Below are 26,202 nucleotides of genomic sequence, written 5' to 3' on the forward strand. Positions count from 1 at the left end.
AGAAAGGAAGAATCAGCCCATGAGCCAGCACCGTATCAGTACTCAGTGTATCCACGCGGGCTACACCCCCGGCAACGGAGAGCCCCGAAACATCCCCATTGTTCAGTCCACCACCTTCCGGTATGCCACCGGAGAGCAGATGGGGGCCCTCTTTGATCTGGAGGCCAGCGGTTATTTTTATACCCGGCTGCAAAACCCCACCAATGACCATGTGGCTGCCAAGATCTGCGCCCTGGAGGGGGGCACTGCGGCTATGCTCACTTCCTCTGGTCAGGCTGCTTCTTTCTATGCCATTTTCAATATCGTCTCCTGTGGAGAGCACGTGGTTTGCTCCTCCTCCATCTACGGCGGTACCTATAACCTTTTCGCCGTGACCATGAAGCGGATGGGCATTGACTTTACCTTTGTGGACCCGGACTGCACCGAGGAGGAGTTGAATGCCGCTTTCCGGCCGGAGACCCGGGCGGTGTTCGGCGAGACCATCGCCAACCCGGCTCTCACCGTGCTGGACATTGAGAAGTTTGCCAAGGCGGCCCATGCCCATGGCGTGCCTCTCATCATCGACAATACCTTTGCCACCCCGGTGAACTGCCGTCCCTTTGAGTGGGGGGCCGACATTGTCACTCACTCCACCACCAAGTACATGGACGGCCACGCCAACGCGGTGGGAGGCGCCATTGTGGACTCCGGTAAGTTTGACTGGACCGCCCACGCCGATAAGTTCCCCGGTCTGACCACCCCCGACGAGAGCTATCACGGCATTACTTACACCGAACGTTTTGGTCTGGAGGGGGCCTACATCACCAAGGCCACCGCTCAGCTCATGCGGGACCTGGGCGCCATTCCCTCTCCCCAGAACTGCTACTATCTGAACATCGGCCTGGAGACTCTGCCTCTGCGGGTGGCAAAGCACTGTGAGAACGGTCTGGCCGTGGCCAAATTCCTGAAGGACCATCCCAAGGTGGCCTGGGTGCGTTACCCCGGCCTGGAGGGGGACCCCTACTACGAGCGGGCTCAGAAGTATATGCCTAATGGTACCTGCGGCGTGGTGTCCTTCGGCGTGAAGGGCGGCCGTGAGGCGGCTTCCAAGTTCATGGCAGGTCTGAAGCTGGCCTCCATCGCCACCCATGTGGCCGATGCCAAGACCTGCACCCTGCATCCCGCCTCCACTACCCACCGCCAGATGACCGATGAGGAGCTGGCCGCCGCCGGCGTCTCCCCCGACCTGGTGCGCCTCAGCGTGGGCATCGAGGATATCAACGATATTCTGGAGGACGTGGCCCACGCCCTGGAGCAGGTGTAAGCCATGGTAGTAGATCCCAACGTATACAGCGGCCCGCCCGCGGAGGAGCGCCATCCCAACGAGATGGCAGTGTATGCCTATCTGGACAAGCTGGGTATCTCCTATCAGCGGTGCGACCATGACTATGCCAACACCATGGAGGACTGTAAGGCGGTGGAGCAGGTGCTGGGGGCTCCCATTTGCAAAAACCTGCTGCTCACCAACCGGAAGCAGACCGACTTCTACCTGTTGATGATGCCGGGGGACAAGCCCTTCAAAACCAAGGATGTTACCGCACAGTTGGGCTGTGCCCGGCTGTCCTTTGCCACGCCGGAGCATATGATGGACCTGCTGGGGGCTGCCCCTGGCTCTGCCAGCGCTTTTGAGCTGGTGCATGACAAGGAGGGGAAGGTGCAGTTGGTGATAGACCGGGAGCTGATGGAAGGGGACTTTATCAGCGGTCATCCCTGCTTTTCCACCTCTACCCTCAAGCTGACCCGGTCCGATTTTCTGGACCGCTTTCTGCCGGCGGTGGGCCACAAGCCCATCCTGGTGGATTTGCCCTGGCCGGAGCCGGAAACAGAAGTATGATATTGGGCGTGCCGCATTTGCGGCACGCCCTTTTGCATCATGGCTGGGAATATGGTATACTGTGGCAAAAAGGAGGGGGAGTCATGCTGGCCTATACTTATGTGGAGCGGGGGAAATTTGCCCTGCTGAACAAGCCAAAACCCCAGCTGATGGAGGACGGGGATGCCATTGTAAAGGTTACCCTGTCCAGCATCTGCACCAGTGATCTGCATATCAAGCACGGCTCGGTGCCCCGGGCGGTGCCCGGTATCACGGTGGGCCACGAGATGGTGGGTATCGTGGAGCAGATAGGCGCCGGGGTGTCCACGGTAAAACCCGGCGACCGGGTGACCGTGAACGTGGAGACCTTCTGCGGCCAGTGCTACTTTTGCCGCCACGGCTGGGTCAATAACTGCACCGATCCTAACGGCGGCTGGGCCTTGGGCTGCCGCATCGACGGCGGTCAGGCCGAGTATGTCCGGGTACCCTATGCAGACCAGGGACTGAACAAGATCCCGGACGAGGTATCCGACCGGCAGGCCCTCTTTGTGGGGGATATCCTGGCTACCGGGTACTGGGCGGCGGATATTTCAGAGATCAGCCCGGAGGACACGGTGCTCATCATCGGCGGCGGCCCCACCGGCCTGTGTACCCTCCAGTGCGTCCAACTTCAAAGTCCCAGACAGATCATTCTGTGCGAGCGGGACCCTCTGCGCCGGGCCTTTGTGGAGGCACATTATCCCGGTGTGCTGACGGTAGGACCGGAGGAGGCGGAGGCCTTTGTGCAGGCTCACAGCGACCATGGCGGCGCAGATGTGGTGCTGGAGGTGGCGGGCGGACCGGATACCTTCCGCCTGGCCTGGCAGTGCGCCCGGCCCAATGCCGTAGTGACGGTGGTGGCCCTGTATGACAAGGACCAGGTGCTGCCCCTGCCCGAGATGTATGGTAAAAACCTGACCTTCAAGACCGGCGGGGTGGACGGCTGCAACTGTGCCCAAACGCTGGATCTGATCGCGCAGGGGAAACTGGATACCACCGCCCTTATCACCCATACCTATCCTCTCAGCCGTATTGAGGAGGCTTATGAGCTTTTTGAGAACCGGCGGGACGGCGTAATCAAGGTAGCCGTGACAGCGGACGAGACAGATGGATAAGGCTGGAGAATTTGTGAAAGATATGGGTTTACAAACGTCGAAAGATGACATAAAATAAGATATCCCAGCAACCGCAAGAGAGTGTAGAGGAGAGTAAAAGCATATGTATTGTGAACACTGTGGGACTCAGATCCCGGACGGCAGCATATTCTGTGTTGCCTGTGGAAAGAAGCAGTCCGGCGGCGTTGTCACGGAGGAGCCTCGGCAGGATATGACCCCGCCCCAGGAGCCTGAGACTGTCGTGCCCCAGGCGGAGCCGGAGAACACCCCGTCCAACGATGAATTTGACTGGAGTACCTTTAACCCCGTGCCGGAGGAGCCGCTGGAGCAGGTAAAGGCCGAGCCGGAACCTGTTCAGCAGGAGCCTCAGAGCCCCTGGCGGGCAACCAGCGCGCCCCAGCAGGAAGCCCAGAGTCCTTGGCAGGCCAGTGCCCCGCAGCAGGAAGCCCAGAGTCCCTGGCAGGCTTCCGCTCCGCAGCAGGAGACTCAGAGTCCCTGGCAAGCCAGTGCCTCTCAGCAGGAGCCCCAGCAGAATTCCTGGCAGGGCAGCCAGCAGAACGCTCAGTCTGGCGGCTGGCAGCAGAGTGGTTGGCAAAGCAGCACTCAGCAGTCTGCTCCCGGCTGGCAGCAGAATAGCTGGCAGAACGGCGCACAGCAGAGTGCACCCGGTTGGCAGCAGCAGAATAACTGGCAGCAGAGCGGCTGGCAGAATAACCAGCAGCCCGGCGGCTGGCAGAGTGCTCCTCAGCAGGGCTATCAGGGCGGCTGGCAGTCTGCGCCCCAGCAGAGTGCCTACAGTTCCTCCTATGAGGAGCGGAGACAGCCCACCTACAGCAACGGTCGAATTGATTACGGCTGCCCCATGAACTGGTACAAATTCCAGATCTATTTCAATATGATCCCGACTGCCCTGCTCTATCTGGCCTTTGGCGTTGTGCTGATGGTGATGGCGGGGATCGAGGGCGATATGGGGAGCAGTGTGGAGTACTATTATCGCAGTTTCCAGGCTCTGCTGATGGATGGGAGAGGGATGGCTATTCTGTACCTGCCACTCTTTGTTCCTAATCCCATGATCATCGGCCTTGCCTGTGCGGTCTATGGTGTTCTGATGCTGGTGGCCTGGGTGAAGATGATCCGGCTCCAGTCGGGCGGCAACACCCTCTTCCTGGTCCTGGCCATTCTGCCCACGGTATTTTTTGCCGTCAACCTGCTGATCGCCTACACCCAGCTGAGCAACTATGTGCCCGGCCAGTATCTGATGGAGTACATGGCAATTCCCCTGGTCAGCCTGGGGCTGTGCGTGCTGGTCTACATCCTGCAGGTGGTCTATTTCAGAAAGCGGGCCTATCTATTTGTCAATCACTAAGATCGCGCCATCAACTAAAAAAGAGTTCCGCGCCACTGGCGCGGAACTCTTTTTTTACATTTCCCGGCGGCCCTCCAGGGCACGCATAAGGGTGGCGTCGTCGGCATATTCCAGGTGGCTGCCTACCGGGATGCCGTAGGCCAGCCGGGTCACCCTGACCCCGAAGGGGCGCAGCAGACGGGAGAGATACATAGCTGTGGCCTCTCCCTCAGTGTCCGGGTTGGTGGCCATAATGACCTCGCTGACCCCGCCTTCGGCCACCCGGTTTACCAGCTCCTTTACCCGCAGCTCATCGGGCCCCACATGGTTCATGGGGGAGATGACGCCGTGAAGGACGTGGTACACGCCGGGATACTCCCGGGAGCGCTCCATAGCGGCCACATCTTTGGGGTCTGCCACCACGCAGATCACAGATGGGTCCCGCTTGGGGTCCTGGCAGATGGGACACAGGCCGTCTCCCTGGGAAAAATTCTGACAGACCGGGCAGCAGTGGATGGCGGCCTTTGCCTCGGTGATGGCCTGAGCGAAGGCGGCGGCGTCCTCCTCCGGCAGGGAGAGGACATAGAAGGCCAGCCGCTGAGCGCTCTTCCGGCCAATGCCGGGCAGCCGGGCGAACTGCTCCACCAGCTGCTCCAGCGCGGGGGGAAAATACTGCATAGATGAAAACATCCCTTCTTAGAGATCGGGTTTGCCGGGCGGGGAGGGGGAACTTGCCCGGACAAGGGCGTCCACGTCCAGGGCCCGGCAGCGGGGGTCCAGCCAGGGACAGGCCACCCAGTCCACGTCGGGCAGGTCCTGGCCGTACTTCACCGTGTGGGCCACCGTGCCCGGCAGCATATAGGAGTTGTGGGGCACGTTCAGCGGGCAGAGGTAGAAGTCGCCGGCGCGGAGCACCCGGTGTACAAGAAGCCCGTCGTGCTCCTCCACCACCAGCATGACGCCCTGCTGAATCACATTCAGCTCATGGACATACCGGTGGAGGTGGCTGTTCTGCCAGCCGCTCTGGTCGCTGGCCTCGGTACGGATGTAGGAACTTCCGTCACAGGCGCACAGACGGAACCGCAGCTCGCCGTTGTCCATCCGCTCATGACGGGTGGTGATGCCCAGGCCTTTGGCCTGCCGGTCGGTCAGGGGCGCAGGCATGGTCAGCCCTCCCGCAGGGCGGCGATGGCGGCGGCGGGGTCCACCGCTCCGTACACCGCGGAACCGGCTACCAGGGTATCGGCGCCGGCGGAGATCACCTTCCCGGCAGTTTTGGGGCTGATGCCGCCGTCTACCTCCAGACGGCAGGCGGGATTATAGCGATCGATGAGGGTACGGACCTGGTGGATGGTGTCCAGCTGGTGTTCCATAAAGGCCTGGCCGCCGAAGCCAGGCTCCACCGTCATGACCAGCACCATATCCAGGTTCTCCAGATAGGGGAGGATGGCGCTGGCGGCAGTAATGGGCCGCAGTGCTACCGCCTTTTTCACCCCGAACTCGTCCATGAGTCGGAGCGCCTCGGCGATACGGGTGGGGTGGTCGGCCTCCAGGTGGACCGACAGCAGGTCGGCGCCTGCCTTGGCAAAGGCCTCAATGTAGCGCACCGGCTTGTCGATCATCAGGTGCACGTCCAGGAACATATCGGTGCACTTGCGGATGGACTGGACCACCGGTACGCCGATGGTGATGTTGGGGACAAAGCAGCCGTCCATGACGTCCACGTGGAGCCAGTCGGCGGAGGATACCCGCTGGATATCCCGCTCCAGGTTTACAAAATCGGCGGAGAGGATGGAAGGGGCGATCTTGATCATCATTTACCACTCCATTATCAAAAAAGATGGGGAGAACGGGCAAAGAGCCTGTCCCTCGTTGGCGGATGGGCCGGGGCAAAGGGAAAGTTGGGAACATAAGATACAGCAAGCGGATGACGCCCGGGGCCCCGCCGCTCCCCCGCGTACCCACGGGTTGCCGGCCCGGCGGTCCATGCTCCGGAATCGCGCGCCGCATCATATAGTGTCCGGGGGAGTATACTCCCCCGGACACAGTTGGCTTGCGGGGGCCGGTCCGCTTAATTATAGAAGTCGTTGGTGTGGCACTCCCGGGCCTGATAGCCGGCAGCACACATGGCGTCCAAAATGGCCCGCTTGTGGGTGTGGCCAAAGGCCTCCAGGGTAACCCGCAGCTCCACGCCGCTCTGGCGATTGATGTTGATAAACTGGTTGTGCTCCAGCTTGATGATGTTGCCGTTGGCCTCGGCCACGATCTGGGCCACCCGCAGCAGCTCGCCGGGACGGTCGGGCAGCTGCACCGAGAAGGTGAAGACCCGGCCCCGGTTGATCAGGCCGTGCTGTACCAGGCTGGCCACGGTGATCACGTCCATGTTGCCGCCGGAGAGGACAGGCACCACGTTCTTGCCCTTGCACTTGAGGTGATTCAGGGCGGCAATGGGCAGCAGACCGGCATTTTCCACGATCATCTTGTGCTTTTCCATCATATCCAGGAAGGCATCCACCAGCTCGTCGTCGTCGATGGTGATGATGTCGTCAATGTTCTGCTGGATGTAAGGGAAGATCTGGTCGCCGGGGGTCTTGACCGCCACGCCGTCGGCAATGGTCTCCACCTTGTCCAGGGTGACCACATGACCGGCATCCAGGCTGGCCTTCATGGAGGCGGCCCCGGTGGGCTCCACGCCGATGACGGTGACGTTGGGATTGAGCAGCTTGGCCAGGGTGGACACGCCGGTGGCCAGTCCGCCGCCGCCGATGGGCACCAGGATCACGTCCACGTCGGGCAGGTCCTGGAAGATTTCGTAAGAGATGGTGCCCTGGCCGGTGGCGATGGCGGGATCGTTGAAGGGGTGGACGTAGGTCAGGCCCTCCTCTGCGGACAGCTTGGCGGCCAGCTCGGCGGCATCGTCAAAGGTTTCGCCGTGGAGCACCACCTTGGCGCCGTAATCCTTGGTGTTGTTCACCTTCACCAGGGGAGTGGTGGTGGGCATGACGATGGTGGCGCTCACGCCGGCCTGCTGGGCGGCGTAGGCCACACCCTGGGCGTGGTTGCCGGCGGAGGCGGTGACCAGACCCTTGGCCTTTTCTTCCTCGGTCAAGGTGCTGATTTTATAGTAGGCGCCCCGGATCTTGTAGGCGCCGGTAACCTGCATATTTTCCGGCTTGATGTACACATGGTTGCCGGTGGCCTTGGAAAAGGCAGTGCTGTAGACCAGACTGGTGTTCCGGATGACCCCGGAGAGCACGCTGCGGGCCTCCTTAAATTCTTTCAGGGTGAGCATGGGGCAAGACTTCCTCTCTCAAAACGGAATATCGGAATATGTTTTTAATGATACTGACTTTTTGAGGGAAAGTCAACGTGTTCTTGACAGGGGAATGGGGGAACGGTACAATGATTTGGAAGAACAAGCCGGCGCTGCCGGTATGGAATATGGAGGGACGCAGTCATGGCTGACAACATGGATTTTACCCCGGAGCTGACGCTGACCCCGGATCTGGGTACCGCCGCAGCGGAAGCGCCTGCCGCGCCTCAGTTGAGCCTGGACCCCAACGCCAGTGAGGAGGCCAAGGCCATTCAGTTGGACGAAAGCCAGCTCACCGAAGCTGAGCGCAAGATGGTGGATGACTTTGCCCAGAAGATCGATCTGACCGATACCAATCTGGTGCTCCAGTACGGCGCTGCGGCCCAGAAGAACATTGCCGGTTTCTCTGAAAATACCCTCAACTCGGTGCGTACCAAGGATCTGGGCGAGGTGGGACAGGCCCTGTCCTCTCTGGTGGTGGAGCTGAAGGGCTTCGGTGGCGAGGAGGACGAGAAGGGCTTCTTCGGCTTCTTCAAGAAGAAGCGCAACCAACTGGAGGCCATGAAGGCTTCCTACTCCAAGGCGGAGACCAACGTGAATAAGATCGTGGAGGTGCTGGAGGCCCACCAGGTGACCCTGATGAAGGACATCGCCATGCTGGACCAGATGTACGACCTCAACACCAAATATTATAAGGAACTGACCATGTATATCCTGGCGGGCAAGAAGCGCCTGGCCCAGGTGCGGGCCGGAGAGCTGGAGCAGCTGCGTCAGAAGGCGGCCCAGAGCGGCGCCCAGGAGGACGCCCAGGCCTATAACGACCTGGCCAATATGTGCACCCGCTTTGAGAAGAAGATCCACGACCTGGAGCTGACCCGGATGATTTCCATCCAGATGGGGCCCCAGACCCGGCTGATCCAGAACAACGACACCCTGATGCTGGAGAAGATCCAGTCCTCTCTGGTGAACACCATCCCCCTTTGGAAGAGCCAGATGGTGCTGGCCCTGGGGCTGGAGCACTCCCGTCAGGCCACCGCCGCCCAGAGCGCGGTGACCAACATGACCAACGAACTGCTGCAAAAGAACGCCGATATGCTGAAAATGGGCACTTTGGAGACCGCCAAGGAGGCCGAGCGCTCCGTGGTGGACCTGGAGACCCTCCAGCATACCAACCAGCAGCTCATCTCCACCCTGGATGAGGTCATGAACATCCAGCAGGAGGGCGCCCAGAAGCGCCGGGAGGCCGAAGCGGAGCTGGGCCGTATCGAAGGCGAGCTGAAGCAGAAGCTTCTGGAATTGAGAGGCTAAGCAGGAACAATTAAAAGGCGCTGCAATATCATTGCAGCGCCTTTTTTGACATCAGATGGACACATCTTTTTGCTATCCTGTGGATGAAAGGAGAGGGGAGCCATGGCGGACCATATTCTGGTGGTGGAGGACGAGGCCCGTATCCGTGATATTATCCGGGACTACTTTACTGCTCACGGTCTGGACTGCGATCTGGCCCGGGATGGGGAGGAGGCCCTGGACCTGCTGCGGGACCACGACTACGATGCCATGCTGCTGGACGTGCTCATGCCAAACCTGGACGGCTTTTCGGTCTGCCGGGTGGTACGGGCCAAGAGCCGGATGCCCATCCTCTTCCTCACCGCCCTGGGGACCGAGCCCGACGTGCTCCGGGGCTACGCCCTGGGGGCGGACGACTATGTGACCAAGCCCTTTTCCCTGGCGGTGCTGCTGGCCAAGGCCCGGGCGGTGATCCGCCGCAGCCGGGGAGAGGGGGGCGGCGAGAGCCTAAGCTGCGGGGCCATCACCCTGGACCTGGCGGGGCGCACCTGTACGGTGGAGGGGAGGCCGGTGGCCCTCACCCCCAGGGAGTACGAGCTGCTCCTCTGCCTCATGTGCCACCGGGGCCAGGTGCTCAGCCGGGACCAGCTGCTGGACAAGGTGTGGGGCATCGACTTTGAGGGGGGGCAGCGGGCGGTGGACGTGCGCGTCAAACGCCTGCGGGCCGCCCTGGGCAGCGGGGGCAAACAGATCAAGACGGTGTTCAAAGCGGGGTATCGACTGGAGGGCGGCTGATATGAAGGATAAACGGCTGTTTTTCAAGTGCTTTGCCAGGAGTCTGGGCATTTTCCTGCTGCTGTGGGGGGCGGCCATGGCGGCCCTGATCTGGGTCAACTATCAATGGTGCCGGGAGGATGTGGCGGTACAGAGCAACGAGCTGTCCATGCGCATCAGAAGCGGGGAGATCATCCTGACCGCCCAGCCGGACAACCTGGGCATCGTCCGGTTTCTTCCCTGGGAGGACGGCTATTGTTCCGCCATCCTCACCATGAGCGGGGGGTGGCTGCTCCGGGACTACGGGGGGCAGCTCTTTCTCCGGGCGTACACGGAGGACGGGGACCGGCTGGGCCAGACACAGATGCTGATGGGCTATACCGCGATGGTAGAGGATGCTGATCCAGAGGAGGAGCCGGTCCTGTACCTGGTCCTTGATCCGGTCCTGTCCCAGGAGCAGATGCTGGCGGCACTGGACACCCTGGAGGGCTACCGGGAACCGGTCTTGTACCAGGGGGATGCCGGCGCGGCTGGGACGGAGTTTACCGGCCTCCGGGCGGTGGGCTGGCGTGAGGGCCAGGTGCTGTATGTGCAGAAGCTGACTCTCTGCTTTGAAACGGGGGAAGTGGTGTTGGCCGATACGCAGGCCGACCTGTTCCCCGGCCAGGCGCCGCAGTCCTATTCCGGTACCTGGGTGGAGTTTTATTCCCCCCTGCTGGGCCGGGGGGATCCGGAGCCCCAGCTGGAGCGGTACCAGGCTCTGGCGGCAGAGGTGGACGAGCTGGAGGAGAGGATTCCCCAGACTGCCCAGGGAGGGCTGGCCTTTGGCGGCGGCCAGTATTCCAACGCCTATCTGGATGTCGGCGCCGTGAGACCTCTCGCGTCAAACTATTACCTGCCTGAGCTGTACGCCCTCACCGGGCTGAAACCGGTGCTCCTGCTCACCCTGGGAGCGGCGGCGGCCCTGGCCCTGTTCACAGCCTGGCTGGAGTACCGGGCCATCCGGCGGGAGCGGGCCTTCGTCCGGGGGGCGGCCCATGAACTCAAGACTCCTCTGGCGGTGCTGCGCACCCATGCCGAGGCCCTGCGGGAGGACATCGACCCCGCCAAGCGGGGCCAGTATCTGGACACCGTGGTGGCTGAGAGCGACCGGATGGCGGCCCTGGTGGGGAGCCTGATGGACCTGGCCCGGCTGGAGAGCGGCGGCAAGGTGGAACGGGAACCCCTGGATCTGGATGCTCTGGTGGAGAATGGTGCTGCACGGCTGTCCCTGCTGGCAGAGGAAAAGAACATTGAACTGCGTACTCAACTGGCCCCGGCATCCATGCTGGGGGACCGGCTGCGGTTGGAGGAAATGGTGGACAATCTGGCGGACAATGCCCTGCGCCACTGCACCCCCGGCGGCGCGGTGACCATTTCCCTGGCCCAAAAGGGACGGCGGATCACGCTGACCGTGGACAACGACGGCCCCGTCATCCCGCAAAAACATCTGGACCGCCTGTTTGAGCCCTTCTACCGGGGGGATGAGGGCCGCAGCCGGGCGGACGGAGGTACCGGTTTGGGCCTGGCCATTGTCCGGGCGGCGGTGGAGGCCCATGGAGGACGCTGCTGGGCGGTCAACCGGACGGGGGGCGTGACCTTTACGGTGGTGCTGCCCGGGTTGCAATCGAAAACATGATGTGGTATCATTTCCTCAACAAGGTAGAAACGATTGTGAGGGAGTACCATGGGATATAACCGTCCTGAGTCCAAGTGGCTGGCACGGGATGCCATGCGGGGGGCCTATCCCCACCCCATGCTGGTAACGCTGGTGTATGTGCTGCTGACCGGTGTACTGAGCAGTGTGGTGCTGAATTTTGTATCTGAGCCTTTTCAGGCTGCCTATTTTTATCTAACAGAGACCAACTATGAAGTGGAAGAGATCCTGACCGCCATTTTTACCCCCCAGCGTATTACAGTGATTCTGGTCATGGAGCTGCTGCTGGCGCTCTATAGCTGGGTGATGGATTACGGATATACCTCCTATAGCCTGCGATTGGCCCGGCGGGAAGGGCCCAGCTACCGCAATCTGCTGGATGGCTTTTATACGATAGGACGGGCACTGGCTGTGAATTTCCTGTCGGCCCTGTTTGTGTTCCTGTGGGGGCTCATCGGTATGGCGGTCTATGTGGGCTTTGTGTTCCTGGCCTATCTAATGCACAGCGTCACCCTGATCCTTGTTGGCGCTTTGATCATGCTGGTTTGGATGATTGCCATATCCTATCGTTACCGGCTGGCGGTCTACTTTCTGCTGGACCACCCGGAGATGGGCGCCCTGGAGGCCATTGGCCACAGCCGCAGCGCCATGCGGGGCAATATCATGGCACTGTTCGTACAGGACCTGTCCTTCCTGGGATGGCTGATTTTGTCTCCCTTCACCCTGGGTATTCTGAGCCTGTGGATCGGCCCCTATATGGGGGCGGCCAATGCCAATTTTTATAACTGGGTGGTGTATGGAGCCTTTCCTCAGCGTCCTCAGCCCGGCGGGTGGAACGGACCTTACGGCGGGATGTAACCAAAGTAGGCATTGTATTTTCGGACGAAGATGATATAATAGAAACAACAACTGAATCCAATCAGCGGTTGGTAGCTATCCGTCCTCAGAGGCGGAGCTTTCAATGGGAATGCGGTGCAAGTCCGCAGCAGCCCTCTCTACTGTAAGGATGACGAGCGCTCATAAGGTCACTGTCCGGGTACGGATGGGAAGACGGGCGTAAGGTTGAATCCAAGCCAGGAGACCAGCCAGCCGCGACGGTAACGCGCATATTCGGCGGGGAAATGGCGCGTGACAGCACAGGCGTTTGAGCTGATGAAAAAAGAGTTTCCCGTCCGGGAAACTCTTTTCTTTTGCTATGGTCTGGGCCATAGATGTCCCCGCCGGAATCCATTTGCAGCGGCAGGGAGGTAGTAAAGCTATGGAACGGACCGGAAAGAACAGATTGTCCCAGCGGGAATTGAATGGATATCGTCAGTGGCTGGCGGAACTGGAGGAGGAAATGGCCGATACGCCCGGATTATCTCAGCAGCTGGATGGAGATCTTACCCTCTATTTTTCCCCGGAATGTCCCATTGGCAGACAGGTGTATACCAGCTTTTCCGACGAAGAACTATTGGAGTCACTGGTGGAGACCATGGAGGGGCGCAATGGTTCGCCCCGTCCGGAGCGGTTGCTGTGCGTCTACCGCTGGTATCTGGAAAAGCGCTTTGGTTCCCTCCATCATGCCTGTTGGCGGGCACGGGGCCGGAGCCGCCAGCAGGCGGCAGAGCGCATGTGGCCGGCGGACTGGCCCGAGCGGGTGGACACCCTGCCCTTCCTGAAGCGGTGCGCGTCCCGGGGTATATGCTTGGATGAGGATGCCCGACAAACACTGGGGGAGTACTGCGCGGCGGTCCGACGGACAGGTCAGCCTCCCTGCCGGGAGGAGCTGCCCGGGGAGCTGGATGTATTGTTCAGACAAGTGGGCTGCACCTGGCAGACCGGACTGGAACTGCTGGGTATTCCTGCGCTGAGCAAGTCCGTGCGCCGACATATGCGGCGCTATTGGGCGCGGAATGTTAGCCATGCCTGAAGCCGGAGGGGAAGGACCTTCCTAATACCGCCGTCTCAGAAGGATCTATATCCTGCTGGCTTCTGCCGAGGGGTATTTGACCTCGGCGCACATAGCGGTCACCATTGTGAGGTGACCCGGCGGGCTTTTCTCTTGTATGGGACGGAGAAAGCTGGTATACTATATCCTGAGATTTTATGTCCGGGAGTACCGGACAGCAGGAGGTCCTTTCATGAAGCTCATGGTCATTGACGGCAATTCCATCATCAACCGGGCCTTTTACGGAATCCGGTTGCTTACCACCAAGGACGGCACCCCCACCAACGCCGTCTATGGCTTCGTGAACATCCTGCTCAAGCTGATAGACGAGGAACAGCCCGACGCCCTGTGCGTCACCTTTGACCGAAAGGCCCCCACCTTCCGCCACCTGGCCTATGAAGGCTATAAGGCCCAGCGGAAGGGGATGCCGGAGGAGTTGGCGGCTCAATTGCCTATCCTGAAGCAGGTACTGGAGGCCATGAACATCCCTCGCTATGAGATGGATGGCTGGGAGGCCGACGACCTCATCGGTACCATCTCGGTGAAGGATACCGCCGCCGGGTGGAATACCGTCATCGTCACCGGCGACAAGGACTCCCTCCAGCTGGTCACCGATACCACCCGGGTGAAGCTGGTGTCCACCCGTATGGGCCAGACCACCACCAAGGAGATGACCCCCGAGGCCTTCCGGGAGGCCTACGGCTTTGATCCCATCCACATGGTGGACCTGAAGGCACTGATGGGGGATACCAGCGATAACATCCCCGGTGTCAAGGGGATCGGTGAAAAGACCGCCATGGACCTGATCCAGCGCTACCACAGCGTGGAAGCCATTTATCAGGATCTGGACAGCGTAGAGGCCAAGCCTGCCGTGCTTAAGAAACTGACCGAAGGGGCAGACCAGGCTAAAATGTCCTACGACCTGGCCCTCATCCACTGCGATGCCCCCATCGACTTCACCCCCGAGGCCAACCTGCGGAAGGAACCCAATGCCGCCGTCCTGTACGAGCTTTTCCTCAAGCTGGAGTTCAATAAGCTGATCGACAAGCTGGGCCTCAGCGCTCCTCAGGGGGAGGTGCAGCAGGAGGAACAGTTTACCGGCACCTGCACCAGCGAAGATGTCACCGATTTGAACCGGGCAGAGGAGCTGTTGTCTATCTGGCGGCAGAAGGACAGCGTGGATGTGCTGGCCCTGCCCTCTCTGGACGTGGTTGTGGTGGAGCACTGGGAGAGTGAGCAGGATAGCCACGCCGCCATTCTCCGGGCTGACCAGATGGAGGGATATAACGACGTTCTCAAGGCCCTCTTTGCTCCTGACATCAAGAAGAACACCCACGATGTGAAAACCCTGCTGTCCAGACTGCTGAACGAGGGCATCGAGGGAGGCGGCTTCGTTTTTGATACGGCTCTGGCGGCCTATCTGCTGGCTCCCACCGACGGCAGTTACGAGCTGGAGACTTTGGGTATGCGGTGGTTCAACCATGAGTATGCCAAGGCCAAGGATACCTACCTGGCCAAGGATGCCTTTACCCCTCTGGCCGATCAGGCAACGGTGCTGGGTGCCTTGTTCTCCCACTGCGCCCTTATCGGCGCGTTGAAGGAGGCTATGGCCCCCCGGCTCACGGAGCTGGGTATGGATAAGCTGTACTATGAGGTGGAGCTCCCCCTGTGCCCGGTGCTGGCGGAGATGGAACACGCCGGGGTGCTGGTGGATCGGAACGCCCTCACCGCCTTTGGCCAGATGCTGGATGAGCGGATTCAGGCCGATGAGGCCCTGATCTACGAACTGGCGGGGGAGCAGTTCAACATCAATTCCACTCAGCAGTTCGGCAAGATCCTTTTTGACAAGCTGGGCCTGCCCCCGGTGAAAAAGACCAAGACCGGCTACTCCACCAACGCCGAGGTGCTGGAAAAGCTGCGGGACAAGCACCCCATTGTGGAGGCGGTGCTGGACTACCGTCAGCTGGCCAAGCTGAAATCCACCTATGTGGACGGGCTCACCAAGGTGATCGCCGCCGATGGGCGCATCCACACCTCCTTCCAGAACACCGTCACTGCCACCGGGCGTCTCAGTTCCACCGAGCCCAACCTGCAAAACATCCCCGTCCGCACCGAACTGGGGGCGGAGCTGCGGAAGATGTTTGTGGCCCCGGCGGGGAAGATGCTGGTGGACGCCGACTACTCCCAGATCGAGCTGCGGTTGCTGGCCCACATCGCAGGAGACGAACATATGATATCCGCCTTCCGCTCCGGGGAGGACATCCACACCGTTACCGCTTCCCAGGTGTTTGGGGTGGCTCCTGGAGATGTGACCCATGAGATGCGCCGCCGGGCCAAGGCGGTGAACTTCGGCATTGTCTACGGTATCTCCGACTTCTCCCTGTCCCAGGACATCGGGGTCACCCGGGCGGAGGCCAAGGAGTATATGGAGAAGTACTTTGAGAAGTACTCCGGCGTCCACGCCTATATGACCCAGGTGGTGGAGCAGGCCAAGGCAGACGGCTATGTGTCTACCCTCATGGGCCGCCGCCGTTGGCTGCCCGAGCTGAAATCCTCCAACTTCAATCTGCGCTCCTTCGGGGAGCGGGTGGCCCTGAATATGCCCATCCAGGGTACCGCCGCCGATATCATCAAGCTGGCCATGATCCGGGTGCGTGACAAGCTGCGGGTCGAGGGGTTGGAGGCAAAACTGATTCTTCAAGTCCACGATGAACTGATCGTTGAGTGCCCCGAGGGGGAGACCGAGCGGGTCAAGACCCTGCTGGAGAACGAGATGGAGCAGGTGGTGCAGCTGGCCCTGCCCCTCATTGCCGAGGCTCATGCTGGGAAGAGTTGGGCGGAGGCCAAGGGCTGAAAGGAGCAGTTATGGAATTGCGTCCTGTGACCGGCGGCGCACTGCGAGACTGGTATGACCAGGAACTGACCCAGGCCTTTCCACCCAATGAGTGTAAGCCTTTGGCGGACATCAAGGCCCTGATGGACCAGGGGCGGTATGAGGTGTGGGGCCTCTTTGAGGGGGAGGCCCTGCTGGGTTACGCCACCCTCTGGATGGAACCCGCCGATAAAAGCTGCATTTTGTTGGACTATCTGGGGGTCACCGCCGCCCGGCGGAACGGGGGCCTGGGGCGTAGGATCGTCACCATGCTGGCGGAGCAGCTGGCGGGGAAGTCTCTGCTGCTCATTGAGGCGGAGCGGCCAGTGGAAGGGGACGATCTGGCGGAGAATGCGCTACGGCAGCGGCGGCTTCGGTTTTATGAGCGGTGCGGTTTTGTGCCTGCCTACGATATGGCCACCTGTGGGATGAGGTTTACCACCTTTCTGCCGGAACTGCCCGCGGATCTGGCCCCGGTGATGGCCCTGCACAGGGCTATTTACGGCCCTGACCGCACCGATGTGAAGGTGCCTCTGGGGCCGGATGAGCTGCCGCCCGGCCCACCGGCGTGGATGGAGAAAGGAGAGACGGAATGGAGCGTTTGCTGATGTGCCTGGCTGCGTTGGCCTGCATTGCCCTGGGTATTTTTATGCTGGCCAAGCCGGAACTCTGCTGGAAGCTGGAACATTTTCTGGATACCATAGGCGGAGAGCCATCTGACTGGTATCTCACGGTGACACGACTGGCGGGCGTGCTGTTTCTCCTGCTGGGTGTTGGAATCCTGCTGTTTCTGCTGGTTGAACTGATCTGCAGTTTGGCGTTTTAAGGAGCGGATACTGTGAATTATAAACTGGTCCCTATGGACAAGTCCCACCTGAGCCAGGTGGCGGCCATCGAGCGGGAGTGCTTTTCCCACCCCTGGTCGGAGGTCCTGCTGGAGCAGGAACTGTATAACGATATGATCTCCCTGGTGGTGGCCGAGGGGGAGGACGGTACCGTGCTGGGCTACGGAGAGGTGCGGGCCGTGCTGGACGAGGGTACCCTGGAGAAGATCGCGGTGGCTCCGGCTTACCGCCGCCAGGGGGTGGCAGAGGCCATCCTGGGTGCTTACATCCGGTTTGGGCAGGCCCACCTGGCCTTCCTCACTCTGGAGGTGCGGGAGAGCAACGCCCCCGCCATTGCCCTGTATGAAAAGCTGGGCTTTCAGACGGTGGGTCGCCGGAAGAACTACTACCGGGAGGAGCATGAGGACGCCCTGCTGATGACGGTGGAGTTTGGAGACCATGCCTGAGCTGCGGCTGCTCACCGACAGCCAGCTGCGGCAGGTTTACCGGATCCATGTGAAGCGGGATTTTCCCCGTAGCGAGCGGCGGCCTTTTACCTCCATCCGTAGCCTGCGCCGGGCTGGACGCTATGATACCTGGGGTGTCTTTGAGGGGGATGCGCTGCTGGCCTATGCCTTTTTATGGCGGACGGCGGAGGGTAACTGTGCCCTGCTGGATTATCTGGCTGTGTGTCCTGAGGGACGGGGCCAGGGATTGGGCACCCAGGCACTGGAACTGCTGAAAGCCCGGTATGGACCGGCGTGTACCCTGCTGGCAGAGGCGGAGGCGCCGGAGCCGGGGATTTCTCCAGAGGAGGACCAGGTGCGCCGCCGCCGATTGGCCTTTTACCAGCGGGCGGGGTTCCGGCTGATGACTTATCAGGCGGATATTTTCCACGTGCGCTATGCCATGTTGGTGTGGTCGGAGTCCTGTGTACTGGACGAAGAGACCCTTCAGAATACCCACCGGGGGCTGTATCAGAGTCAGATGCCCCCTGTTCTGTTTTGCCGGATGATCCATATTCCGGCGGCTCACTGCGGAAAGAAGGAATGAACCATGAATATTCTTGCCATTGAATCCTCCTGCGACGAGACTGCCGTGGCAGTGGTGCGGGACGGCCGCACCGTCCTGTCTGACGCCATCGCCTCCCAGGCGGATATGCACGCCATTTACGGCGGCGTGGTGCCTGAGATTGCCTCCCGCAAGCACATCGAGGCCATCGCCGGGCTGGCCGATCAGGCCCTCCAGCAGGCGGGGATCACCCGGAGCGACATCGACGCTGTGGCGGTGACCTACGCCCCCGGCCTCATTGGCGCCCTGCTGGTGGGCGTGAACTTTGCTAAGTCGGTGGCCTACGGCCTCAATGTGCCCATCATCCCGGTCCATCATGTCCGGGGCCATATCGCCGCCAACTACATCGCCCACCCCGACCTGGAGCCCCCCTTTGTGTGTCTCTGTGTCTCCGGCGGCAACACCATGATCGTGGACGTAAAGGGCTACACTGATATGGAGATCCTGGGTGCTACCCGGGACGACGCGGCGGGGGAGTGCTTTGACAAGGTGGCCCGGGTGCTGGGCATCGGGTATCCCGGCGGGGCCCCTATGGACAAGCTGGCCCAGGGCGGCGATGATACCCGCTACGAGCTGCCCCGGGCTCATGTGGCGGACGCCCCTCTGGATATGTCCTTTTCTGGGCTTAAGACAGCGGTGCTCAATCTGGCCCACAACACCGCGCAGAAGGGGGAGGAGCTGGACATGAAGGGCCTGGCGGCCTCCTTTGCCGCCGCCGTCAGCGATACCCTGGTACCCCGTACCATGGAGGCGGCCAAGCGCTGCGGCTATGGCAAAATTGCTGTGGCGGGCGGCGTGGCGGCCAATTCCCGTATCCGGGCCGATCTGGAGACAGCCTGCCGTCAGTCCGGCGATCAGCTGTTCCTGCCTCCTCTGTCTCTGTGCGGGGACAACGGGGCCATGATTGGCTGCCAGGGCTACTATGAATATCTGGCGGGAAAGCGGGGCGGCATGGACCTGAACGCCTACGCCACCCGGGACATTAAAAAAGGTTAATTGGATTTGAATCAAAAGCGGCGGTTTTTTGTAAAAACCGCCGCTTTTTGCTGTCTTTTCTGAAAAGAGGATAGGATGGGGGAGAAAAGGGTATGCTACAGACATCATGTACAGAAATGGTAATATAATTTTAAAAATTATATTACCATTTTCTGTTGACAATATTATAAGATTAGAACTATACTATAAGAGAAGAAAAGATATCTCCTATCAGCTTTGACAGAATGGCAGGTGTATGGTATGAATCAGGAGAATATTTTAAGAGGCAACCCTTCTGCCCTCTATTATCATCCCAAGGCTCGTCCGGTCCGGAAGGTGAAACAAGCGCGGGACCCCTATGACGGTCTGCGGCCCTGGTCGGCCATTACCCACGGCATGGGCGCGGCGCTGGCCGCCGTGGGCACGGTGCTGTTGGTGGCCCGCTGCCTGCTGGAGGAGCTGAGCGTGTGGCATCTGGTTTCCTTCCTGATTTATGGGATCAGCATGGTGGGCCTGTATACCGCCAGCACCTTGTACCACTGCATCAATACCAGCGTGGCCGGGCGTATTGCCCTGCGGAAGTATGACCACGCCTCCATCTATTTTCTCATCGCCGGCAGCTACACCCCTGTGTGTCTGGTAGCCCTGCGGGAGATGGGCGGTTGGGGCTGGAGCCTCTTCGGCGTGATCTGGGGGCTGGCTCTGGCGGGACTGGTGCTCACCTTGGTATGGCTCTCCGCCCCCCGCTGGCTCACCTCCGGCATCTATATCGCCATGGGCTGGCTGGCCATCATTGCTTTGGTGCCCCTGATGCAGGTGCTGCCTGGGGCGGGAATGTTTTGGGTGCTGGGCGGCGGTGTGCTCTATACCATCGGCGGTGTACTCTACGCCGTCAAGTGGCCTGGCCGCAATAACCCCAAGTTCGGCTGCCATGAGATCTTCCATGTGTTTATACTGGCGGGCTCCCTGTTCCACTTCATGCTGATGTATCAGGTAATCGCCGCGCTGTAAATCAAGCAAAAGCCCCCCCGGCTTGGCCGGGGGGCTTTCTTTATAGATTGGTGTATCCCATCAAATACTGATCTACGTCCCGGGCGGCCTCACGGCCCTCCCGGATGGCCCACACTACCAGAGACTGGCCCCGGCGCATATCGCCAGCGGCAAAGACGCCGGGTACGGTGGTGGCGTAGCCGCCTTCCGCCGTTTTGACACAGGAGCGGGGAGTGCGTTCCAGTCCGAAAAGCTCGGGTACATAGTCCTGGGGTCCCAGGAACCCGGCGGCAATGAGGAGCAGGTCGCAGTCCAGCACCGCTTCGGTGTCGGCGATGGGCTGGTGGTCGGGACCCAGCTTGACGGTTTTCACCGCCTTCAGCTTGCCGTGCTCGTCACCCATCAATTCGGCCACAGTGGTCTCATAGACCCGGGGATCGTGGCCAAAGAGGGCGATGGCCTCCTCCTGTCCGTAATCGGTCTTGCACACCCTTGGCCACTCCGGCCAGGGGTTATTTTCTGCCCGTTGATCGGGGGCCTTGGGCATCATCTCCAGCTGGGTCACGCTGGCGCAGCCGTGGCGGATGCAGGTGCCAACGCAGTCGTTGCCGGTGTCGCCGCCGCCTACGATGACAACGTGCTTGCCCTTGGCAGAGGGGTAGGTGCCCTCGGCCAGGTCGTGGGTCAGCAGGGAACGGGTGGTCTCCTTTAAAAAGTCCACCGCGAACCACACCCCGTCCAGCTCCCGGCCGGGAACGGCCAGATCCCGGGGCTGGGCAGCGCCGCAGCACAGCACAACTGCGTCAAAGTCCCGCCGCAGCTGCTCCGGGCTGAGGTCCTTGCCCACATCCACGCCGGTACGGAACGTGATTCCCTCAGCGGCCATCTTGTCCAGCCGCCGCTGGACCACCGGCTTTTCCAGCTTCATGTTGGGAATGCCGTACATCAAAAGGCCTCCGGGCCGGTCCTCCCGCTCAAAGACGGTAACGCTGTGGCCCCGATGGTTGAGCTGGTCGGCACAGGCCAGACCGGCAGGGCCAGAACCAACCACCGCCACCTTTTTGCCGGTGCGGGCTTTGGGAGGACGGGGGGACATGAGGCCCCGGTCCCAAGCGTCCTCGATGATACCCAACTCATTGTCCTTTACGGTAACCGGGTCTCCATGGAGACCGCAGGTGCAGGCTGCCTCGCACAGGGCGGGGCACACCCGACCGGTAAACTCAGGGAAGTTATTGGTCTTTAAAAGTCGCTCCAGTGCATGGGTAAAGTTGCCGGTGTACACCAGGTCGTTCCACTCGGGGATCAGGTTGTGGAGGGGACAGCCGGACACCATACCGTTCAGTACCGCCCCCGACTGACAGAAGGGTACGCCGCACTCCATGCACCGGGCGCCCTGCCGCCGCCGGTCGTCCCGGCCCAGCCGGGGGTGAAACTCGTTGTAGTGCTTGATGCGCTCCAGAGGGGTCTCAGAGGGATTCCCCCTGCGCTGATATTCCATAAATCCTGTGGGTTTTCCCATGGTTATTCCCCCTTCTGGTGGGTATTGACATAGAAGGCCTCTACCTGGGCCTCCTCCCGGCTCATGCCCTTCTCCTCATACTGGGCGATGGTGCGCAGCATCCGGTCGTAGTCGTGGGGCAGGATCTTCTTGAACAGAGGCAGATAATCCTCAAAGTGAGTCAAAATACAGCTTGCCTTGGCCGAGCCGGTGGCGTCGGCGTGGGCCTGGATCAGTTCCCGCAGTTCGGCGGCGTCGTGCTTCTCCGTGACCGGCTCCATGGATACCAGAGCCTTGTTGAGCCGCAGGTACAGGTCCCGGTGCTCATCCAGCACATAGGCCACGCCGCCGCTCATACCGGCGGCAAAGTTCTTGCCGGTGGGGCCCAGGACCACCACCCGGCCGCCGGTCATATACTCGCAGCCGTGGTCGCCCACGCCCTCCACCACGGCGGTGGCGCCCGAGTTGCGGACACAGAAACGCTCGCCCGCCACGCCGTTCAGGTAGGCCTGGCCGCTGGTGGCGCCGTAGAGGGCTACGTTGCCTACCAGGATGTTTTTCGCGGGATCAAAGGTGCTGTCCTTGGGGGGATAGACCACCAGACGGCCGCCGGAGAGGCCCTTGCCCAGGTAGTCGTTGGCGTCGCCCTCCAGCTCCAGGGTCAGGCCCTTGGGCAGGAAAGCGCCAAAGGACTGGCCGCCGCCGCCGGTGCACTTGACCGTAAAGGTGCCGCCGGGCAAGCTGTCGCCGTGGAGACGGGTAATGTCGGAGCCCAGAATGGTGCCCACCGCCCGGTCGGTGGAGGAGACCGCCACCTCCAGGCGCTTGGGAGCGCCCTGAGCCAGTGCGCTGCCCAGCTTGCGCTCCAGCACCTTCAGGTCCACGGTGTCCTCCAGATGGAAGTCGTAGACGTCGGCGGGATCGAAATGGGCCTTCTCCGCACCCACATAGGGGTTGTCCAGAATGGCGGACAGGTCTACCGTGGCGGCCCGGTCATTGACTGCCGGGGTGCGGACGGCCAGAAGGTCGGTGCGGCCCACCAGCTCCTCCACGGTGTGCACACCCAGCTTGGCCATATGCTCCCGCAGTTCCTGGGCGATGAAGCGCATAAAGTTGACCACATATTCCGGCTTGCCGGCAAAGCGCTTACGCAGCTCAGGGTTTTGGGTGGCAACGCCTACAGGGCAGGTGTCCAGATTGCACACCCGCATCATGACGCAGCCCATGGTCACCAGGGGAGCGGTGGCAAAGCCGAACTCCTCGGCGCCCAGCATACAGGCAATGGCCACATCCCGGCCACTCATCAGCTTGCCGTCGGTTTCCACCACCACCCGGGACCGCAGGCCGTTCTGGATCAGAGTCTGATGGGTTTCCGCCAGGCCCAGCTCCCAGGGCAGACCGGCGTTGTGAATGGAGGTGCGGGGGGCGGCGCCGGTGCCGCCGTCATAGCCGGATACCAGTACCACCTGAGCGCCGGCCTTGGCCACGCCAGCGGCGATGGTGCCCACGCCTGCCTCGCTGACCAGCTTCACCGAGATGCGGGCCTGACGGTTGGCGCACTTCAGGTCGTAGATCAGCTGGGCCAGGTCCTCAATGGAGTAGATGTCGTGGTGGGGCGGGGGAGAAATCAGGGTGACGCCGGGGGTGGAGTGACGGCACCGGGCAATCCAGGGATATACCTTACCTGCAGGCAGATGGCCGCCCTCACCGGGCTTGGCGCCCTGCGCCATCTTGATCTGGATCTCCTTGGCGGACACCAGATATTCACTGGTGACGCCGAATCGCCCGGAAGCCACCTGCTTGATGGCGGAGTTGCGGGCGGGATCTTTCAGACGGTCGGGTTCCTCGCCGCCCTCACCGGAATTGGATTTGCCGCCCAGCAGATTCATGGCCTGGGCCAGACACTCATGGGCCTCCCGGGAGATGGAGCCGTAGCTCATGGCGCCGGTCTTGAAGCGCTTGACAATGGAGTCCACACTCTCCACCTGGTCCAGGGGCAGGGGAGTGTCGGCGTACTTCATGTCCAGCAGGCCGCGGAGGGTGTGGGGACTGGTTTCGTCGTCCACCTGGGCGGTGTATTGCTTGAACAGATCGTAGTCCCCCCGGCGGGTGGCCTGCTGGAGCAGGTGGATGGTCTGGGGATTGTACATATGGTCCTCACCGCCGGACCGGGCCTTGTGGGCGCCCAGAGAGTCCAGGGTAGGATCGGCCCCCAGCCCCAGCGGGTCATAGGCCTTGGAGTGGTTGCGGTCCACCATGGCGGCGATCTCGGTCAGGCCGATGCCGCCCACCCGGGAGACGGTATTGGTGAAGTATTTGTCAATGACCGTCTTGTTGATGCCGATGGCCTCAAAGATCTGGGCGGATTGATAGGACTGGAGGGTGGAAATGCCCATCTTGGAGGCGATCTTTACGATGCCGTGGAGAATGGCGGCGTTGTAGTCGGCCACGGCGGTGTGGTAGTCCTTGTCCAGCAGACCCTCCTCGATGAGCTCCACGATGGTTTCCTCAGCCAGGTAGGGGCTGATGGCACGGGCGCCGTAACCCAGCAGGGTGGCGAAGTGGTGGACATCCCGGGGCTCGGCGGATTCCAGCAGGATGGAGACGGCGGTGCGCTTCTTGGTGCGGATCAGGTGCTGCTCCATGGCGGATACTGCCAGCAGGGAGGGGATGGCCACATGGTTCTCATCCACACCCCGGTCGGAGAGAATAATGATGTTGGCGCCCTTTCGCCAGGCGCGGTCCACTGCCAGCGCCAGATGGTCCAGGGCCCGGTCCAAGGGGGTGTTCTTATAGTAGAGAATGGACACCGTTTCCACCTGGAAGCCAGGCTGGTTCATGGCCTTGATTTTCATCATATCGGTGGAGGTGAGGATGGGGTTGTGGATCTGAAGTACCCGGCAGTTATCCGCCGTTTCAGAGAGCAGATTGCCGTCGTCGCCCACATAGACAGTGGTGTCGGTGACGATCTCCTCACGAATGGCGTCGATAGGCGGGTTGGTCACCTGGGCAAAGAGCTGCTTGAAGTAGCTGAACAGGGGCTGATCCTTGTGGTCCAGCACCGCCAGAGGAATGTCGGTGCCCATGGCGGCAGTAGGCTCGGCACCGGTGCGGGCCATGGGGAGGATGGTGTTGCGCACATCCTCATAGGTGTAGCCAAAGGCCTTCTGGAGGCGGTGAAGCCCTTCTCTGGTGTGGCGCTCTACTCGGCGGTTGGGAATGGGCAGATCCTTTAAATGAAGCAGGTTGCGGTCTAGCCACTCGCCGTAGGGCTGCCGGGCGGCATAGGATTCCTTCAGCTCGTCGTCGCCGATGATGCGGCCCTGGGTGGTGTCCACCAGCAGCATCCGCCCGGGCTGGAGCCGGGATTTCTCCACGATCTGCTCCGCCGGGATATCCAGTACGCCCACCTCGGAGGAGAGGATGAGCCGCCCGTCCCGGGTGACATAATACCGGGAAGGCCGCAGGCCGTTGCGGTCCAGCACCGCCCCTACCACGTCGCCGTCGGAGAAGAGGATGGAGGCCGGGCCGTCCCAGGGCTCCATCAGGGTGGCGTAATATTGGTACAGATCCCGCTTGGACCGGGAGATGGCCTTGTCCTCCATCCAGGGCTCCGGGATACAGGCCATAACGGCCAGAGGCAGGTCCATGCCCGCCATCATGAGGAATTCCAGGGTGTTGTCCAGCATGGCGGAGTCGGAGCCGTTTACATTGACTACCGGCAGCACCTTGTCCATCTGATCGTCCAGCAGGGGAGAGGACATAGTCTCCTCCCGGGCCAGCATCCGGTCCACGTTGCCGCGAATGGTGTTGATTTCACCGTTGTGGGCCATGAGCCGGTTGGGGTGGGCCCGCTCCCAGGAGGGATTGGTGTTGGTGGAGAATCGGGAGTGAACCAGGGCAATGGCGGACTGGTAGTCCTTGCTCTGCAGGTCGGGATAGAACTTCCGCAGCTGGTCCACCAGGAACATTCCTTTATAAACAATGGTGCGGCTGGACAGAGAGGGCACATAGGTGTTGTCGTTGGACTGCTCAAACACCCGGCGGGCGATATAGAGCTTCCGGTCGAAAGGCAGGCCCTGTTCAGTGTCTGTCGGGCGGGCCACAAAGGCCTGCTGGATGACAGGCATCTTGTCCCGGGCCCTCTGCCCCAGGATTTCGGGGCACACCGGTACGTCCCGCCAGCCCAGGAAGGTGAGGCCCTCCTTCTCGGCGATAACCTCGAACATCTTTCTGGCCTGCCCCCGCTTCAGGGTATCCTGGGGGAAGAAAAACATACCAACGCCGTAATCCCGGGGACCGGGCAGCTGGATGCCCACTGCCTGGGCAGCCTTGGAGAAAAAGCGGTGGGAGATCTGGACCAAAATGCCCACGCCGTCGCCGGTCTTGCCTTCGGCGTCCTTGCCAGCACGGTGTTCCAGCTTCTCCACAATTTTCAGTGCGTCGTCCACTGTCTGGTGGCTGGGTTTGCCCTGGATGTCCACCACGGCCCCGATACCGCAGCTGTCGTGTTCAAAGGCGGGATGATAGAGTCCCCGGGGCGGATAGCCTTCTGTTTTCATGGTTCATTCCCCTTTCCGGGTGAGTTTGGGCAGTGGGACGGTAGTAAAAAACGGCGGCA

The 26,202-nt window shown here is 61.2% G+C and carries 22 protein-coding genes and 1 riboswitch; of the genes, 16 read left to right on the forward strand and 6 right to left on the reverse strand.

All coding sequences use genetic code 11. The features are described 5' to 3' along the window. The first annotated feature begins 19 nt into the window (after positions 1 to 19). The 4 genes from B5G40_RS09615 to B5G40_RS09630 all read left to right on the forward strand — a co-directional run bounded on the left by B5G40_RS09615 (position 20) and on the right by B5G40_RS09630 (position 4,372). Complete coding sequence (locus B5G40_RS09615; RefSeq protein WP_087388839.1) at positions 20 to 1,303, forward strand: O-acetylhomoserine aminocarboxypropyltransferase/cysteine synthase family protein; 1,284 nt, start codon at positions 20 to 22, stop codon at positions 1,301 to 1,303. A gap of 3 nt (positions 1,304 to 1,306) precedes the next feature. Continuing rightward, positions 1,307 to 1,873 (forward strand): prolyl-tRNA synthetase associated domain-containing protein, encoded by a 567-nt coding sequence (locus B5G40_RS09620; protein ID WP_087388840.1) that lies wholly within the window; start codon positions 1,307 to 1,309, stop codon positions 1,871 to 1,873. Between the two features lie 83 nt (positions 1,874 to 1,956). Continuing rightward, a complete protein-coding gene (locus B5G40_RS09625; protein ID WP_087399469.1) occupies positions 1,957 to 3,006 on the forward strand; it encodes an alcohol dehydrogenase in 1,050 nt (349 codons plus the stop codon). 103 nt (positions 3,007 to 3,109) lie between these two features. Beyond that, the gene (locus B5G40_RS09630) at positions 3,110 to 4,372 is read left to right on the forward strand and encodes a zinc ribbon domain-containing protein (RefSeq protein WP_087399470.1); all 1,263 of its coding nucleotides are present in this window, start codon (positions 3,110 to 3,112) and stop codon (positions 4,370 to 4,372) included. A 54-nt stretch (positions 4,373 to 4,426) separates the two neighbouring features. Here the strand turns inward: B5G40_RS09630 and recR are convergent, their stop codons facing one another. The 4 genes from recR to ilvA form a co-directional block, all read right to left on the reverse strand. Further along, entirely contained in the window at positions 4,427 to 5,029 is a 603-nt protein-coding gene (gene recR / locus B5G40_RS09635; protein ID WP_087187433.1) for a recombination mediator RecR, read from the reverse strand. Between the two features lie 18 nt (positions 5,030 to 5,047). Continuing rightward, complete coding sequence (locus B5G40_RS09640) at positions 5,048 to 5,515, reverse strand: cupin domain-containing protein (RefSeq protein ID WP_087399471.1); 468 nt, start codon at positions 5,513 to 5,515, stop codon at positions 5,048 to 5,050. A gap of 2 nt (positions 5,516 to 5,517) precedes the next feature. Next, on the reverse strand, positions 5,518 to 6,165 hold the full coding sequence (gene rpe, locus B5G40_RS09645) for a ribulose-phosphate 3-epimerase (RefSeq protein ID WP_087266360.1): 648 nt from the start codon (positions 6,163 to 6,165) through the stop codon (positions 5,518 to 5,520). Between the two features lie 257 nt (positions 6,166 to 6,422). Continuing rightward, the gene (gene ilvA, locus B5G40_RS09650; RefSeq protein ID WP_087266358.1) at positions 6,423 to 7,643 is read right to left on the reverse strand and encodes a threonine ammonia-lyase; all 1,221 of its coding nucleotides are present in this window, start codon (positions 7,641 to 7,643) and stop codon (positions 6,423 to 6,425) included. A gap of 165 nt (positions 7,644 to 7,808) precedes the next feature. Between ilvA and B5G40_RS09655 the strand changes: the two genes are divergently transcribed. From B5G40_RS09655 to B5G40_RS09710, 12 genes are all read left to right on the forward strand, one after another. Next, the gene (locus tag B5G40_RS09655; protein WP_087187429.1) at positions 7,809 to 8,972 is read left to right on the forward strand and encodes a toxic anion resistance protein; all 1,164 of its coding nucleotides are present in this window, start codon (positions 7,809 to 7,811) and stop codon (positions 8,970 to 8,972) included. A 102-nt stretch (positions 8,973 to 9,074) separates the two neighbouring features. Further along, a complete protein-coding gene (locus B5G40_RS09660) occupies positions 9,075 to 9,746 on the forward strand; it encodes a response regulator transcription factor (protein WP_087399472.1) in 672 nt (223 codons plus the stop codon). A gap of 1 nt (position 9,747) precedes the next feature. Next, positions 9,748 to 11,403, forward strand: coding sequence for a sensor histidine kinase (locus tag B5G40_RS09665; protein WP_087399473.1), 1,656 nt, complete (start codon positions 9,748 to 9,750; stop codon positions 11,401 to 11,403). 48 nt (positions 11,404 to 11,451) lie between these two features. Then, positions 11,452 to 12,279, forward strand: a complete 828-nt coding sequence (locus B5G40_RS09670) for a DUF975 family protein (RefSeq protein ID WP_087399474.1) — start codon at positions 11,452 to 11,454, stop codon at positions 12,277 to 12,279. A 52-nt stretch (positions 12,280 to 12,331) separates the two neighbouring features. Further along, a riboswitch (cobalamin riboswitch) is annotated at positions 12,332 to 12,526 on the forward strand. A 153-nt stretch (positions 12,527 to 12,679) separates the two neighbouring features. Continuing rightward, positions 12,680 to 13,333: a hypothetical protein gene (locus tag B5G40_RS09675; protein ID WP_087328233.1), complete on the forward strand. Its 654-nt coding sequence runs from the start codon at positions 12,680 to 12,682 to the stop codon at positions 13,331 to 13,333. A 211-nt stretch (positions 13,334 to 13,544) separates the two neighbouring features. Continuing rightward, positions 13,545 to 16,205: a DNA polymerase I gene (gene polA / locus B5G40_RS09680; RefSeq protein WP_087399475.1), complete on the forward strand. Its 2,661-nt coding sequence runs from the start codon at positions 13,545 to 13,547 to the stop codon at positions 16,203 to 16,205. An 11-nt stretch (positions 16,206 to 16,216) separates the two neighbouring features. Beyond that, positions 16,217 to 16,831: a GNAT family N-acetyltransferase gene (locus tag B5G40_RS09685; protein ID WP_087399476.1), complete on the forward strand. Its 615-nt coding sequence runs from the start codon at positions 16,217 to 16,219 to the stop codon at positions 16,829 to 16,831. Further along, on the forward strand, positions 16,816 to 17,049 hold the full coding sequence (locus B5G40_RS09690; RefSeq protein ID WP_087187422.1) for a DUF6199 family natural product biosynthesis protein: 234 nt from the start codon (positions 16,816 to 16,818) through the stop codon (positions 17,047 to 17,049). Before B5G40_RS09685 ends, B5G40_RS09690 begins: the two co-directional genes overlap by 16 nt. A 12-nt stretch (positions 17,050 to 17,061) precedes the next feature. Next, on the forward strand, positions 17,062 to 17,514 hold the full coding sequence (rimI, locus tag B5G40_RS09695; RefSeq protein ID WP_087399477.1) for a ribosomal protein S18-alanine N-acetyltransferase: 453 nt from the start codon (positions 17,062 to 17,064) through the stop codon (positions 17,512 to 17,514). Next, positions 17,507 to 18,100 carry a GNAT family N-acetyltransferase gene (locus B5G40_RS09700; RefSeq protein ID WP_087399478.1) on the forward strand — a complete coding sequence of 198 codons (594 nt, stop codon included), beginning with the start codon at positions 17,507 to 17,509 and terminating at the stop codon, positions 18,098 to 18,100. The genes rimI and B5G40_RS09700 overlap by 8 nt, the downstream gene beginning before the upstream one ends. A gap of 3 nt (positions 18,101 to 18,103) precedes the next feature. Beyond that, positions 18,104 to 19,114: a tRNA (adenosine(37)-N6)-threonylcarbamoyltransferase complex transferase subunit TsaD gene (tsaD, locus tag B5G40_RS09705; RefSeq protein ID WP_087399479.1), complete on the forward strand. Its 1,011-nt coding sequence runs from the start codon at positions 18,104 to 18,106 to the stop codon at positions 19,112 to 19,114. Positions 19,115 to 19,354: 240 nt separating this feature from the next. Continuing rightward, on the forward strand, positions 19,355 to 20,104 hold the full coding sequence (locus tag B5G40_RS09710; RefSeq protein ID WP_087328217.1) for a PAQR family membrane homeostasis protein TrhA: 750 nt from the start codon (positions 19,355 to 19,357) through the stop codon (positions 20,102 to 20,104). A gap of 40 nt (positions 20,105 to 20,144) precedes the next feature. Here the strand turns inward: B5G40_RS09710 and B5G40_RS09715 are convergent, their stop codons facing one another. Together B5G40_RS09715 and gltB are read right to left on the reverse strand one after the other, a co-directional pair. Then, the gene (locus tag B5G40_RS09715) at positions 20,145 to 21,602 is read right to left on the reverse strand and encodes a glutamate synthase subunit beta (RefSeq protein ID WP_087399480.1); all 1,458 of its coding nucleotides are present in this window, start codon (positions 21,600 to 21,602) and stop codon (positions 20,145 to 20,147) included. Positions 21,603 to 21,604: 2 nt separating this feature from the next. Then, complete coding sequence (gene gltB / locus B5G40_RS09720) at positions 21,605 to 26,143, reverse strand: glutamate synthase large subunit (RefSeq protein ID WP_087399481.1); 4,539 nt, start codon at positions 26,141 to 26,143, stop codon at positions 21,605 to 21,607. Positions 26,144 to 26,202: the final 59 nt, after the last annotated feature.

Origin of the sequence: Flavonifractor sp. An9 (assembly GCF_002161245.1) — a bacterium.
Taxonomy (GTDB): domain Bacteria; phylum Bacillota; class Clostridia; order Oscillospirales; family Oscillospiraceae; genus Flavonifractor; species Flavonifractor avicola.

Bases quoted from the DNA above. Each gene is read 5' to 3' on its own strand.
- B5G40_RS09630 (WP_087399470.1), top strand. From the start codon at position 3,110: ATGTATTGTGAACACTGTGGGACTCAGATCCCGGACGGCAGCATATTC.
- B5G40_RS09615 (WP_087388839.1), top strand. From the start codon at position 20: ATGAGCCAGCACCGTATCAGTACTCAGTGTATCCACGCGGGCTACACC.
- B5G40_RS09685 (WP_087399476.1), top strand. From the start codon at position 16,217: ATGGAATTGCGTCCTGTGACCGGCGGCGCACTGCGAGACTGGTATGAC.
- B5G40_RS09655 (WP_087187429.1), top strand. From the start codon at position 7,809: ATGGCTGACAACATGGATTTTACCCCGGAGCTGACGCTGACCCCGGAT.
- B5G40_RS09665 (WP_087399473.1), top strand. From the start codon at position 9,748: ATGAAGGATAAACGGCTGTTTTTCAAGTGCTTTGCCAGGAGTCTGGGC.
- B5G40_RS09660 (WP_087399472.1), top strand. From the start codon at position 9,075: ATGGCGGACCATATTCTGGTGGTGGAGGACGAGGCCCGTATCCGTGAT.
- polA (WP_087399475.1), top strand. From the start codon at position 13,545: ATGAAGCTCATGGTCATTGACGGCAATTCCATCATCAACCGGGCCTTT.
- B5G40_RS09625 (WP_087399469.1), top strand. From the start codon at position 1,957: ATGCTGGCCTATACTTATGTGGAGCGGGGGAAATTTGCCCTGCTGAAC.
- recR (WP_087187433.1), bottom strand. From the start codon at position 5,029: ATGCAGTATTTTCCCCCCGCGCTGGAGCAGCTGGTGGAGCAGTTCGCC.
- B5G40_RS09715 (WP_087399480.1), bottom strand. From the start codon at position 21,602: ATGGGAAAACCCACAGGATTTATGGAATATCAGCGCAGGGGGAATCCC.
- B5G40_RS09620 (WP_087388840.1), top strand. From the start codon at position 1,307: ATGGTAGTAGATCCCAACGTATACAGCGGCCCGCCCGCGGAGGAGCGC.
- B5G40_RS09700 (WP_087399478.1), top strand. From the start codon at position 17,507: ATGCCTGAGCTGCGGCTGCTCACCGACAGCCAGCTGCGGCAGGTTTAC.
- rpe (WP_087266360.1), bottom strand. From the start codon at position 6,165: ATGATCAAGATCGCCCCTTCCATCCTCTCCGCCGATTTTGTAAACCTG.
- B5G40_RS09675 (WP_087328233.1), top strand. From the start codon at position 12,680: ATGGAACGGACCGGAAAGAACAGATTGTCCCAGCGGGAATTGAATGGA.
- B5G40_RS09640 (WP_087399471.1), bottom strand. From the start codon at position 5,515: ATGCCTGCGCCCCTGACCGACCGGCAGGCCAAAGGCCTGGGCATCACC.
- B5G40_RS09710 (WP_087328217.1), top strand. From the start codon at position 19,355: ATGAATCAGGAGAATATTTTAAGAGGCAACCCTTCTGCCCTCTATTAT.
- gltB (WP_087399481.1), bottom strand. From the start codon at position 26,143: ATGAAAACAGAAGGCTATCCGCCCCGGGGACTCTATCATCCCGCCTTT.
- B5G40_RS09670 (WP_087399474.1), top strand. From the start codon at position 11,452: ATGGGATATAACCGTCCTGAGTCCAAGTGGCTGGCACGGGATGCCATG.
- ilvA (WP_087266358.1), bottom strand. From the start codon at position 7,643: ATGCTCACCCTGAAAGAATTTAAGGAGGCCCGCAGCGTGCTCTCCGGG.
- tsaD (WP_087399479.1), top strand. From the start codon at position 18,104: ATGAATATTCTTGCCATTGAATCCTCCTGCGACGAGACTGCCGTGGCA.
- B5G40_RS09690 (WP_087187422.1), top strand. From the start codon at position 16,816: ATGGAGCGTTTGCTGATGTGCCTGGCTGCGTTGGCCTGCATTGCCCTG.